The 12,520-nt window shown below is 69.7% G+C and carries 13 protein-coding genes; 11 read left to right on the plus strand and 2 right to left on the minus strand.

What is annotated here, in order from left to right; genetic code table 11:
• Window positions 1-49 precede the first annotated feature (49 nt).
• From ACWGI2_RS09130 to ACWGI2_RS09155, 6 genes are read left to right on the plus strand one after another with little or no spacing between them, the layout of a single operon-like run.
• A complete protein-coding gene (locus ACWGI2_RS09130; protein ID WP_453694756.1) occupies window positions 50-460 on the plus strand; it encodes a hypothetical protein in 411 nt (136 codons plus the stop codon).
• Window positions 457-1,122, plus strand: a complete 666-nt coding sequence (locus ACWGI2_RS09135) for a peptidase inhibitor family I36 protein (RefSeq protein ID WP_453694757.1) — start codon at window positions 457-459, stop codon at window positions 1,120-1,122. Before ACWGI2_RS09130 ends, ACWGI2_RS09135 begins: the two co-directional genes overlap by 4 nt.
• An 8-nt stretch (window positions 1,123-1,130) precedes the next feature.
• Entirely contained in the window at window positions 1,131-2,225 is a 1,095-nt protein-coding gene (locus tag ACWGI2_RS09140) for a hypothetical protein (RefSeq protein ID WP_453694758.1), read from the plus strand.
• A 12-nt stretch (window positions 2,226-2,237) separates the two neighbouring features.
• The gene (locus ACWGI2_RS09145; protein ID WP_453694759.1) at window positions 2,238-4,661 is read left to right on the plus strand and encodes a glycoside hydrolase domain-containing protein; all 2,424 of its coding nucleotides are present in this window, start codon (window positions 2,238-2,240) and stop codon (window positions 4,659-4,661) included.
• Between the two features lie 3 nt (window positions 4,662-4,664).
• The gene (locus ACWGI2_RS09150) at window positions 4,665-5,201 is read left to right on the plus strand and encodes a hypothetical protein (RefSeq protein WP_453694760.1); all 537 of its coding nucleotides are present in this window, start codon (window positions 4,665-4,667) and stop codon (window positions 5,199-5,201) included.
• Window positions 5,198-5,830, plus strand: a complete 633-nt coding sequence (locus ACWGI2_RS09155; protein WP_453694761.1) for a hypothetical protein — start codon at window positions 5,198-5,200, stop codon at window positions 5,828-5,830. The genes ACWGI2_RS09150 and ACWGI2_RS09155 overlap by 4 nt, the downstream gene beginning before the upstream one ends.
• Here the strand turns inward: ACWGI2_RS09155 and ACWGI2_RS09160 are convergent.
• A complete protein-coding gene (locus tag ACWGI2_RS09160) occupies window positions 5,827-6,435 on the minus strand; it encodes a DUF1349 domain-containing protein (protein ID WP_453401260.1) in 609 nt (202 codons plus the stop codon). The two genes, ACWGI2_RS09155 and ACWGI2_RS09160, sit on opposite strands and share 4 nt — an antisense overlap.
• A gap of 5 nt (window positions 6,436-6,440) precedes the next feature.
• Complete coding sequence (locus tag ACWGI2_RS09165; protein WP_453694762.1) at window positions 6,441-7,970, minus strand: aldehyde dehydrogenase (NADP(+)); 1,530 nt, start codon at window positions 7,968-7,970, stop codon at window positions 6,441-6,443.
• A 148-nt stretch (window positions 7,971-8,118) separates the two neighbouring features.
• On the opposite strand from ACWGI2_RS09165, the gene ACWGI2_RS09170 reads away from it, so the two are divergent.
• The 5 genes from ACWGI2_RS09170 to ACWGI2_RS09190 all read left to right on the plus strand — a co-directional run bounded on the left by ACWGI2_RS09170 (window position 8,119) and on the right by ACWGI2_RS09190 (window position 12,469).
• Window positions 8,119-8,889, plus strand: a complete 771-nt coding sequence (locus ACWGI2_RS09170) for an IclR family transcriptional regulator (protein WP_361188251.1) — start codon at window positions 8,119-8,121, stop codon at window positions 8,887-8,889.
• 21 nt (window positions 8,890-8,910) lie between these two features.
• Complete coding sequence (locus ACWGI2_RS09175) at window positions 8,911-9,402, plus strand: GNAT family N-acetyltransferase (RefSeq protein ID WP_453695694.1); 492 nt, start codon at window positions 8,911-8,913, stop codon at window positions 9,400-9,402.
• A gap of 79 nt (window positions 9,403-9,481) precedes the next feature.
• The gene (locus tag ACWGI2_RS09180; RefSeq protein ID WP_453694763.1) at window positions 9,482-10,483 is read left to right on the plus strand and encodes a hypothetical protein; all 1,002 of its coding nucleotides are present in this window, start codon (window positions 9,482-9,484) and stop codon (window positions 10,481-10,483) included.
• A complete protein-coding gene (locus ACWGI2_RS09185; RefSeq protein ID WP_453694764.1) occupies window positions 10,480-11,769 on the plus strand; it encodes a sensor histidine kinase in 1,290 nt (429 codons plus the stop codon). The genes ACWGI2_RS09180 and ACWGI2_RS09185 overlap by 4 nt, the downstream gene beginning before the upstream one ends.
• Window positions 11,770-11,800: 31 nt before the next feature.
• Window positions 11,801-12,469: a response regulator transcription factor gene (locus tag ACWGI2_RS09190; protein ID WP_453694765.1), complete on the plus strand. Its 669-nt coding sequence runs from the start codon at window positions 11,801-11,803 to the stop codon at window positions 12,467-12,469.
• Window positions 12,470-12,520: the final 51 nt, after the last annotated feature.

Below are 12,520 nucleotides of genomic sequence, written 5' to 3' on the forward strand. Positions count from 1 at the left end.
GTCCACCTGTGCCTTGCGCCCCGCGTCGGCGCGACCGGAGGAACCCTTCATGAAACGGACCCTGTCCGCACTCGGTCTCGCCGCTGCCGTCCTGTTGTCGGGATGCAGCGCCGAGGGCGACGCACCGTGGACGAGGGATCCGCAGGACAGCGGCCCTCCGACAGCCACCGCCCCCGTGTCCAGGTCCGCGGCCGAACTGGCCGCCAGGTATCACCAAGCGGGAGGGGACCGGGGGGTGTACGGAATCAGCCACGTGAAGACCAAGGACGACGTCCTTGAACTGACCGTGCGGACCCACAAGAAGAACGGCTACGAGCAGTTCGACGACTTCGCCACCGACCTGGCGGCCTTCCTGGCCGGAGAAGGAATCCGTTCCGAAGCTGGCTACGTACTCAACGTGTACGGCCCTGACGGAGTCCGGCTGCACAACTACAGCACCACGACGGAGAACAACCAGTGATACGCAGACCGTTCACCTCATGCCTTCTTGCCGCCTCCGCGGCCACCGCTCTGGTGTTCACCAGCGGTACGGCGGCGCAGGCCGACGAGCCTTCGGCCACGGCCGCTCCGGCGCAGGAAGAGCCGGTGAACCCAGTGATCGCAGAGTACGACGGGCGGAAGATCAACCTCGCCGAGTCCTGGGAAGGGGCGGACAGCTGCACCGAACTCCCCGGCGGAGAAGTGCACTGCTACGACTCGGACGAAGAAGCCATCGCCGACCCCGAACTGCCCACTCCCACCCGCACGGAGACCCTGAAGGCCGCCTCGGCCCCGGTGGCGCGCGCGGCCGCGGCTCCGCCCAGCAAGTGCTTCGCCGACTACTGGTGCCTGTACGCGGACGCCAACTACAAGGGCAAGTTGCTCAGGCTGTCCAGCAGCGGCAAGAAAGATCTCAAGGAATGGGGCTTCAGGGACAAGCTCAGTTCCGTCTACTACTGGGTCGGCGGCTGGTCCACCAACTACGGGGACGCCAAAGTCATCGACCTTCGGTCCGGGCTTCTGCACGACCGCGAGCGGCGGCTCGGCGCACCGGCCAAGTACTCCAACTTCAGGAACCTCGCCTATCCCGGTGGCGGCAACTGGAACGACAAGGTGGACGTGTTCCAGGTGCGCCGGGCCTAGGCGAGCGCGTGAACGGCTACGCCCGGTTCGCCGGCAAGCGTCTGGCCGTCGTCGAATCATTGCCGCACGAGGCCTTCCAGGAAGCCATCCTCGCGGCACGCGAATTCGGCTGTGAGATCTGGCTGCTCGTCCAGGCCGAGGACTGGTACACCGGCGGACGCCCCTTCTCCGAGCCTCCACTCGGACAGGCCGACAAGGTCCTGCGGGTCGACACCCACGACTGGACGACGATCGTCGACACGCTCACCGACGCGCAAGGCCGACCGCTGGTGGACGGTGTGACGTCGTTCTCCGACCGCCACACCGAAGCAACGGCCCTGGCAGCCTCTCATCTCGCTCTGCCCTCGCAGGGCCCGGAGGCTGTGCGGACGGCGAACCACACGCACCTGCCGCGCCGCGTCCCGGACGGGGAGCCTGCGGGCGTCGCGGTCGGTGTCGAGTCGATCACCGTGGCCGGTGAGACGCACTTCTACGGCGTCACATCGAAGCAGCTGCACCAGGACACGCTCCTCGAAGAAGCGCACTCCTTCCCCCTGTTCCTCGACTCCATCATGTGGGCCGAGGTCAAGGACTGCGTCGACCGCGCCCTGCGCGGGATCGGCTACCGGCAGGGCCCCGCCCACACCGAGGTGCTGATCAGCGAGAGCGGCCCCCGGATCGTGGGGATCACACCGCGCCCTGCGGCTCACATGGTCTCCACCATGGTCGCCGACGTCTGCGGCACCGATCCGTACCTCGATGCCAAGCTCCTCGCGCTCGGCCTCACCCCGTCCCCGGGCCTGCCCGGTGACGGGGCCCGCCAGGCATGTGCCACCGTGGCGCTCTTCCCCGACGAGCCCGGCCGGTTCATCGGCATCGGCGGCCTGCGCGAGGCCGTCGCACACGGCGTAGAGATCAAAATGCACGCCGAACTTGGCGACCACGTCGGGGGCCGCCTCGACGACTCCGCTTCGGTCGGCTTCGTGTTCGCCCACGCCGACGCCGCCGACCAGGCCCTGGCCACGGCTCGCGTGGCGGCATCCGTGATCGGCGTCACCACCATCAGGTCCCCGTCGGCCCCACCGACCGGCAGGCCATCGCCCTGCCCGACCTACGACGACTGAAAGGCGTCCACCATGGACGAACAGATCCTCAGAGCCCAGAAATGGGTCAACAAGACTTACGGCGGCGTCGCCGGATACCAGCGCTGCCCGGAGAACGGACGCACCGGCTGGGGCACCGTGTATTCCCTGATGATGGGGCTGCAGAAAGAGCTGGGCATCTCCCCGGTCGTGGCGAACTACGGCCCCGGAACCGAGTCCAAGGTCGCCGCCCTCGGCGAGATCGGATTCAACTGGGACAAGAACCGCAACGTGGTCGCCATCCTTCAATACGGCCTGTGGTGCAAGGGCTACTGGGCCGTCGAGCCCGGCAGCGAAGGATGGTTCACCGGTGTCACCCGCGACGCGGTCAAGAAGCTGCGCGGGAACATAGGTCTTCCCGAAGGCGACGGGACCGTCAACGCCAAACTGGTCAAGGCCATCCTCAACATGGACGCGTATGTGGTCGTGGCCGGCGGAACCGATGAGATCCGCGACATCCAGCGGTGGCTCAACGGACGTTATTGGCGAAAGAGCGCCTTCAACATCGGCCCGGCGGACGGCATTTACTCCCGGGACGTCCAGCGATCCCTCCTGATCGCGCTCCAGTACGAGCTCGGCATATCGGCACCGAACGGAAACTTCGGCCCGGGCACCCAGACCGGCCTGAAGTCCCGCACGGTCAAGCAGGGGGACTCCGGCATCTTCGTCGAGTTGTTCTCCGCCGCCTGCGTCTTCAACTCACCCACCTACAACCGCGAGTCGGAGGAGGTCCGCACCACCCGCCGGTCGAGCTTCGACGGCAAGCTCGCCGAATGGGTCCGGGTCTTCCAGGGGTTCTCCAGGCTGGGCGTCAACGGCCAGGGCAATTACGAGACGTGGGCCCAGCTCCTGGTGTCCATGGGTGACCCCGACCGCGGGGCCACCGGTTCCGACACCCGCTACGAGATCACCCCGTCCCGAGCGAAGTGGCTGAAGTCCAACGGCTACGAGATCGTCGGTCGTTACCTCTACGACCCGCCCGGATCCACCCTGGACAAGGAAATAAAACCCGGTGAACTGGACACGATCTTCAGCCACGGCCTGAAGGTCTTCCCGATCTACCAGGACAACGCCCGCAAACTCGCCGACTTCACCTACGGCAACGGCCATCAGCACGGCCTGAACGCCCACAAGCTGGCCTCCGGCTACGGCTTCAACCCGGGTACCACCATCTACTTCGCCGTGGATTACGACGCCACCCAGGAAGCCATCGACGGGCCGTCGCAGGGCATCATCACCTACTTCCACGGCGTCCAGGCCGCCCTGGCCAGCCAGGGCAAGAAGTACCACCACGGCGTCTACGGCTCCCGGAACGTGTGCCGGAACGTCACCGACAAGACGTTCTCCCGCTATTCCTTCGTCTCCGGCATGTCGTGGGGCTTCTCCGGAAATCTCGGTTTCCCGCTGCCCCGGAACTGGTCCTTCAACCAGATCAAGGAATTCAAGGTCCGCAACGGATCCGACTCCTTCGACCTGGACCGCGACGTCGTCTCCGGCGCCGACCGGGGTGTCTCCTCCGTCAACGACAGCTCTGGCCCCGCCGACGCCTTCATCCAGTACGTCGAGAAGCTTTACGGCGTCGCCAAGTCCTACGGCAAGGGCGATCCCAGCCAGCTCGTCATGGAATACGTCCGGCATCACGAGTACGGCGGCAAGGACTGGAAGAACAAGCTCGGCTGGTGGTTCCTCATCGGCTCCTACGACGAGAACTTCGTCGCGTACGCCAACTCCAAGGGCATGTCCGTAAAGGAGCGGTTCAAGGACCCCTTCACCGGATACGACCTGGGCGCCGAACACATGATGGCCACGGCCAACGCCCATTTCCTCAAGGCACAGCCATCCAACAAGAAGAGCGCCAACGGCGGTGACGTCGGCGGTTGGGCCGGCGACCTGATGACCTTCTACGCGGACTGGAGGAACTCTGAAGAGAAGTACGCGTCCGGCAGGGCGTTCTGTGAGGCCAAGCTGGCCAAGCCGGAAGTGGCCTCCTCATTCGGATTCAACGACCTCGTCGAGGACGCCGACGGCTACCTCATCGCCCAGGCCGTCCGGGGCGGCAAGGACATCGTCCAGGCGGTCAAGGAACGGTACGGCGCGGACGGTGGCGGCCTGACGCGGTTCAACGACTTCTTCCAGAAACGCTGGGGCAACGCCGAGACCTGCAAACAGGCCGCGCACAACGCCCTCACCGCCAGCGACGGCACGCTCGGCATCGGCCGGAAGCAGCTCATCTCGCTCGAGGGCGCGGTGCTTCCCGCCGTCCTGCAGAACGCCCCGGGAGGTCACGAGAAGCTGATGTCCTTCGAACAGGGCTTCGTCGACACGCTGCTGGCCCGCATGGGCATGGAGAAGAGCAGAGCGCCCGCCTACCGGAGCAGCCACGAGAGGTTTCTCAGGTCGGCAAGGATCAAGGACTGACCCATGCCATTCCGCAAGCCCGCGCAGCAACCGGAGAAGCTGCTCTACTTTGGCGGCATCGCCCTGATGGGGCTGTTCAGCCTCCTGGCGTTCGGCCGGCTGTTCGCCGTCGTCACGGCCCTGCTCCTGACCGCTGGGCTCCTCGTCGTCATCGCCGCACGGCGGGGCTTTCGGGCCCTGCGCGCAGGACGCGGAGCATGGCCGATGGTTGCCCTGGCCACGGCGCCGGTGTCCTTCCTTGGCCTGCTCATCTCCTACTGCGTCGGTGCCTTCGCCGGCGCCTTGCGCGTGGACAAGTCCTGCCGGCTCCATCAGGAGCCCTACGACACCGTCTACCGGGCACAGCACGCGGAGGAAACAGATCGCTGGTTCCCGCTGCACAACAAGTGCAACGCCGGCTTCGATCTCGTCCCCGGCTGGGTGAACCCCGCCGTCGTGATCTTCGCCGTGCTCCTGGTGGCCGGCATCGGCACGGTCGCCGTCGCCACGGTGGCACGTCTCATAACGACCAGAACGACCAGAACGAGGAGAAACACATGACTCGCGGCTTCTCGCGGCGTCGCTTCATGACCGTCTCGGCCGCCGCCACCGGCGTCGTCACGCTTGACGTCGCAGGAACAACCCGGCCGGCGGCAGCGGCCGCCGAGGCGGACGAATGGTCGGGCAAGCACTCCAAGAACGGCTGGCCGGTACTGGGCACAGCGCACTCCTTCGACATCGAGGGCAGTGACCAGAAGGTCCTGCTCGCCGACGGAGACGCGGCAGCCGTCCTGACGCATGTCGCGCGCCGGTTCCACTACGAGATCGACTCTCTGCGTGACGGCGACGTCCATGGCTGGACCAAGGACCACGCCGTGACCCAGGCCTACGAGTCGAACTACCTCTCCGGCAGCGCCCTCGCCGTGCGCCCGCTGTGCTACCCGGCCGGATCCAGGGGCAACCTCTACCCGAACGAACTGGTCGTCGTCAGAGACATCCTCGCCGAGTTGGACGGCGCGGTGGCCTGGGGCGGTGACTTCAAGACGCCCAAGGAGTCCCACTTCGAGGTCGCGGTGACGCCCGGCCATCCGAAGCTGAAGGGCGTGGCCCGCAAGATCCGCCGGTGGAACGCCGGTCCGGGCAACGAAGGCGCGGGCGCGACAGACGCTTTCACTCCCGGGCGCAGTTAGGACCCGTCCCTCAGGCCCCGGGGCCAGTTCGGGCGGAACTCGACGGACTCGTACGTCACCACGCAGCCCTCCCCCACCGGGGACTGCGCCATGAAGCCCACCAGCGCCGCCCCCGCCGTCTTCTCATCGCCCAGCGAGAAGATCCGGACGAACGTCCACCGCTTCCCGTCCAGCGAGGCGTGGAAGGCGAACGCCGAGCCCGTGCGGCTGATCCGGAGCCAGACGCTGCTGCCGTCCACCACGAACGCGTTCGCGTCGTCGGAGCGGCCGCGGGTGACGACCGTGCAGACCGTCGCCTCGTCCGGCGACCGCTCCAGGCAGAGCTTGGCCCACTCCCGGTCGCCCACGTGCAGGTACAGCACGCCCGCGTCGAACGCCGCCGCGAAACCGACCGTCACCCGGGCGATCAGCTGGAAGTCGCCCTCGGGCGCGCCGAGGAGGCGAGGCGCGTCCGACGCGGGGTCGAGCGCCTCCCCCGTCGGCGGCACGAAGCGGTCCTGCCGGGAGCCCGCCCAGCCGGTGAGCACCCCGTCCTCGTACGACCAGTTGCCGTCGGGGCCGTACGAGCGCAGGGAGAAGGGCAGTTCGGGGATGCTGACGTCCATGGACGTCAGTGTTCCAGGCGCCCGTCGTAGCGACGCGGGAGCCCCAGCGGGTTCTCGTCCCGCAGCTCGGGCGGGAGCAGCGCGGCGGGCGTGTTCTGGTACGCGACAGGGCGCAGCCAGCGCTCGATCGCCGTACCGCCGACGGAGGTTGAGGTGGACGTCGTCGCGGGGTACGGCCCGCCGTGGTGCTGCGCGGGCGCCACCGCGACCCCGGTCGGCCAGCCGTTGACCAGCACACGGCCGGCCAGCGGCGTCAGTTCGGCGACCAGCGCCGCGCCGCGCCCCTCGCCCGCGGCCTCGTCGGCGGACAGCTGCACCGTCGCCGTGAGGTTGCCGGGAAGCCGGGTGAGCACGGAGGTGATCTCCGCCTCGTCCTCGTAGCGCGCGACGACCGTCACGGGGCCGAAGCACTCCTCCAGGAGCAGATCGTGCTCCCCCTCGGTGGCGAGCTTCGCCGCGGGGACGGTCAAGAAGCCCGCGCTCACCGTGTGCTCGCCGCCCGCGCCCGGCGTCACCGGCGCGTCCACGTCCGGCAGTTCGCCGCGCTCGCGCACGCCCGCCACGAAGTTGTCCCGCATCCGGTGGTCGAGGAGCACCCCGGCCTCGGTGTCGCTGACCGCCTCCGTCAGGGACTTGAGGAGCCGGTCGCCGCCCGCGCCGGCGGGCGCGAAGACCAGGCCGGGCTTGACGCAGAACTGGCCGACGCCGAGCGTCATCGAGCCCGCGAGGCCCGCACCGATCTCCTCCGCACGCTCGACCGCCGCGGCCTCGGTCACGACCACCGGGTTGAGGGAGCCGAGCTCGCCGTGGAAGGGGATCGGCACAGGGCGGGCCGCCGCCGCGTCGAAGAGGGCGCGGCCGCCGCGGATCGAACCCGTGAAGCCCGCGCCGGACACGAGCGGGTGCTTGACGAGCTCGACTCCCGCGTCGAAGCCGTGCACGAGGCCGACGACGCCCTCGGGGATGTCGTGCCTGGCCGCGGCCCGCCGCAGCGTCGCGGCCACCAGCTCGGAGGTGGCCGGGTGATCCGGGTGCGCCTTGACGACCACGGGGCAGCCCGCGGCGAGCGCGCTCGCGGTGTCGCCGCCGGGGACGGAGAAGGCGAAGGGGAAGTTGGACGCGGAGTAGACGGCCACGACGCCCAGCGGGATCTTGTAGCGCCGCAGGTCCGGGATGGGGGGCGTAGCGCTGCTGTCGGGGTGGTCGATGACGACGCCGAGGAAGCCGCCCTCGTCGACGACGTCGGCGAAGGCCCGCAACTGGAAGCAGGTGCGGGCGAGTTCACCGGTGAGCCGGACGGGACCGAGCGCGGTCTCCGCGTCCGCGGCCTCCACCAGGTGATCCTTGGCCGCGTCGAGCAGTTCGGCCGCGGAGCGCAGGAAGGCGGCGCGTACGGCGCGGTCGGCCAGGGCGTCCTTGGCGGCCAGCGCGGCGCGTACCGCCTGATCCACCTCCTGGGCTGTGGCTTCGACCGCAACCTGTTCGCGCTGCTTCCCGGTTCGGGGGTCGACACTCCAGACTGGTGCTGCTGCCACCGCGGGCTCCTCCAGAGGTGATGCCACAGATGTGCTCACAGATGTGCTGCCACCCACCTGGGCTGTTCGATATGCTGAACACTGTCTCCGATGATGAATAGCGGAGGCTTCGGAGACTATTTCTCGTCGAACTAAGGGGTCAAGGGCGATGTCGGCTGGCGAGACTGGCGGGGCACAGGTCAAGTCCGCTGTGCGGACGGTGGAGTTGCTCGAATATTTCGCGGGACGTCCCGGAATGCACTCTTTGGCCGCCGTCCAGGAAGCCGTCGGGTATCCCAAGTCCAGCCTCTACATGCTCCTTCGTACGCTGGTGGAGCTGGGCTGGGTCGAGACGGACGCGACGGGCACGCGGTACGGGATCGGGGTGCGGGCCCTGCTGGTCGGCACCTCGTACATCGACGGTGACGAGGTGGTCGCGGCGGCCCGCCCGACGCTCGACCGCCTCTCGGACGACACCACGGAGACGATCCACCTGGCGCGCCTCGACGGCACGAACGTCGTGTACCTGGCCACGCGCCAGTCGCAGCACTACCTGCGGCCCTTCACGCGAGTGGGCCGCCGCCTCCCGGCGCACTCGACGTCCCTGGGCAAGGCGCTGCTCGCCACCCACACCGACGAGCAGGTCCGCAAGATGCTCCCGGAGACGCTGCCCGCGCTGACCGAGCACACGATCACCGACCGCGAGAAGCTGATCGATGAGCTGCGCACGGTCCGCGAGCAGGGCTTCGCCGTGGACCGCGAGGAGAACACGCTCGGGCTGCGCTGCTTCGGCGTCGCGATCCCGTACCGCACGCCCGCGCGGGACGCGATCAGCTGCTCCGTACCGGTGGCGCGACTGACGCCCGCGCACGAACAGATGGTGAAGGACGCGTTGTTCGACGCGCGGGACCGACTGACACTGGCGACTCGTAGGCTGTGATCCATGGTGAGCACAGAGAACATGGATGTCAGTCTGCGCCCGGTGCATGACAGCGATCTCCCGGTCTTCTACCGGCAGATGAACGATCCCGAGTCGAACCACCTCGCCGCGTTCACTTCACCGAAGACCGCGGACTGGGCGCTCTTTGAAGCCCATTGGAAGGGGCTCCGGGAGTCGGCCGACGTCGTCGCGCGCACGGTCCTCGCGGACGGCGACGTGGTGGGCAGCGCGGCGGTGTACGGGGAGCCGGGCGAGCGGGAGGTCACGTACTGGATCGACCGCTATTACTGGGGCCGGGGCCTTGCCACGGCTGCCTTGCGGGCGCTGCTGGTGGAGGTACCGGAACGGCCGCTCTACGCCCGGGCGGCGGCGGACAATGCGGGGTCCCTGCGGGTGCTTGAGAAGTGCGGGTTCCGGGTGACCGCCCGGGCCAGCGGTTTCGCGCATGCGCGCGGCGAGGAGATAGCGGAGGACGTGCTGGTGCTGGGAGATTCCAGCCCGGCCGGCGTTTGAGGCCCCTCCCCCGCACGGCGGACCCGGATCATCGCCGCGCAGGACGTGCCCCGCGCCCCGCGCCGGAAGCGTAGAGGGCATGAGCCAGACCCGCCGTGCCCTCCGCACCGCCGCCATCCTCGCCGCCCTCCCCTACCTCACCCTCAAGATCGCCTGGATCGCCGGAAGCCACATCGGCATCCCCGAGGACAGCAGCCTCCTCGACCACCGCACCGCCATGATCTTCGCCAACACCCTCACCCTGCTGATGGACGCGAGCGTCATCGTCCTCGCCCTCCTCCTGACCCGCCCCTGGGGCCTGCGAACCCCCGCCTGGCTGCTCGCGTTCCCCATGTGGGCGGCCACCGGGCTCCTGACGCCGATCATGGCCGGGTTCCCGCTCCAGCTCCTGGTCAAGGCGCTCGGCGGCAGCGTCAACAGCGAATCGAGTGACGGCGGCGGCGAGAACGCGTACCTCCACGAGTGGGTCTTCGGCGTCGTCTACGGCGGCTTCATCCTCCAAGGCCTCACCCTCGGCGCCCTGTTCGTCCTCTACGCACGGGACCGCTGGGGCCATGTGTGGCAGGGCCGTCTCCAGGATCTCCCCCGCACCGTCCCGAACGGCACCCGCCGCCTCGCCCTCGCCGCCGCCCTCCTGGCCCTCGCCCCCGCCACCCTCGGCATCCTCTGGGCCACCGGCTCCACCTTCGCCCTCAACGAGGCGCGGATCGACGAGCGTACGACCGACTTCTACGTCCTGGAGGGTCTCGACCTCCTCTACCTCTGTGCCGCCGTGGGCGGCGGCCTCCTCCTCGCGTTCCGACCAGGGTCCGCGCTGCCCGTCAAGCTCCCCCTCAAGCTGCCCGTCAAGGTGCCGCTCGCCCTCGCCTGGCTCGGCTCCGGTGCGGTCACCTGCTGGGGCGGCTGGCTGCTGCTCGCCTCGCTCGGCGGCGTCGACGACATCGCCGAGCAGCCGACGGCGCCCATGATCCTGACTTACGCTGTGCGGATGATCATCGGGGCCCTTGTGGTCATTCTCGGCGTGCGGTTCTTCAAGGAGCGTGCGGGCGCGGCCACTTCGGAACCGCGGGTCTCCGCGTGAAGGCTTCCGCGGCAGTCCTGACGGCTCTGTCGGTCCTGTTCGGGCGGCGGGCGCGGCGCCGGTGGATCCATCTGATCCTCGGCGGCGCCCTCGCCATGCCGTACGTCTTCGTGGGCTCGGTCATCGTCGGGCCGCTGCTCGGCGACGACATCCTCCTCGGCTCGCTGACCGCTCAACTCGGCGCGTTCGTCGTGGGGTTGCCGCTCGCCGCGATCACCGCGCTGTTCCCGCTCACGCGGCCCATGTCGGTGGCCGCCGTGCGCGCGCTGTGCGACGTGCCGGGGGACGCGCTCGCCGACGGGCCCGCGCGGTCCCGGCAGGCGCGCGGGCGCACCGTCGGGTGGTTCACGCTGCACCTCGGGTTCGGCGGGATCATCAGCGGGATGTCCCTCGCGCTGCCGCCGTTCGCCGCGGTGCTTGTCGCGGTGCCGTTCGCGGCAGTGCTGTGGGACAGCCGGATGGGGATGCCCGAAGTCTTCGGCGAGAGCTGGATGCTGGCGCTCTCCCCGGTCATCGGGATCCTCTCCCTCGTCGCGCTCGCGGCGTGCGCGGCGGCGGCCGGGGGCCTGCTCGCCCGCTGGGCGCCCGAACTCCTCGGGCCGTCGCCCGCCGACCGGCTCGCGGCGGCCGAGCAGCGCGCCGCGGACCTCGCCGTACGCAACCGGCTCGCGCGGGAGCTGCACGACTCGGTGGGCCACGCGTTGAGCGCGGTCACGCTCCAGGCGAGCGCAGCCCGCAGGGTTCTGGACCGCGACCCGGAGTTCGTCCGCGACGCCCTTGCCGCCATCGAGGAGACGACCCGGCGCACGGTGGGTGAACTCGACGCGGTCCTCGGGGTGTTGCGGGAGGGCGGCGGCGACCAGGCAGGTCCGACCGCTCCCGCCCCCACCCTCGCCGCCGATCTCGACGGGCTCCTCAAGCGCACCCGCGCGGGCGGTCTGCGGGTGCGGGCCACGGTCGAGCTCGGCCCCGAGGGCCCGGACGCCCTGCCCCCGATGGTGTCCCGCGAGGCCTACCGCATCGTCCAGGAGAGCCTGAGCAACGCGCTGCGGCACGCGGGCCCCAACGCCCCGGTGACCTTGAGGATCGCCCTGGCCGACACCGACCTGGAGATCATCGCGGAGAACCCGCTGCCCCACGGCACCCCCGCGTCCCGCCCCGGCGGCGGCCACGGCCTGCGCGGCATCACCGACCGGGCCAGGCTCCTCGGCGGCACCGTGCGGGCGGGTCCCGCCGACGGGGTGTGGCGCGTGGACGTAAGACTCCCCCTGGGGGGACCCGCATGACGACCGACCTCCCGAAGGGACCCCCGCACACATGACCGGGACAGCCGAGGCCCCCATCCGCATCGTGCTCGCCGACGACGAGCGCATGGTGCGCACCGCCCTGCGCGTGATCCTCTCCGCCGAGCCCGACCTGGATGTCGTCGGCGAGGCGGCGAGCGGCGCGGAGGCGGTGTCCGTCGTGCGCGAGACGAAGCCCGACGTCGTGCTCATGGACGTACGCATGCCGGAGATCGACGGCATCAGGGCCACGGAGCAGATCCTGCGGACGCAGGCCGACCCGCCGCGCATCGTGGTCGTGACGACCTTCGAGAACGACTCCTACGTGTACGAGGCGCTGCGCGCCGGGGCCTCCGGGTTCCTGCTCAAGCGGGCCGACGCGGACTCGCTCGTGCAGGCGGTGCGGCTCGTGGCGCGCAGCGACTCGCTGCTCTTCCCCGCGGCGGTGCGCGCCCTGGCCGCCGAGCACGCGCGCGCGAAGCCCGCGCCGCCGGCCTGGGTGGCGAGGCTGACGGGGCGCGAGAGCGAGGTGCTGCGGCTGATGGCGGCGGGCCTGACCAACGCGGAGATCGCGGGCCGGATGGGCGTGGGCCCGGCGACGGTGAAGACACACGTGGCCGCGGTGCTCGCCAAGACGGGGGCGCGCGACCGCACGCAGGCGGTGATCGCGGCGTACGAGGCGGGCTTCATGAACACCGGCTGACCCCGCGGTCGCGGCGTCTGAGGAGTCGCTCGCAGTATGAGGAATCTCTAA

This window comes from Streptomyces sp. NPDC054866, from assembly GCF_053610745.1.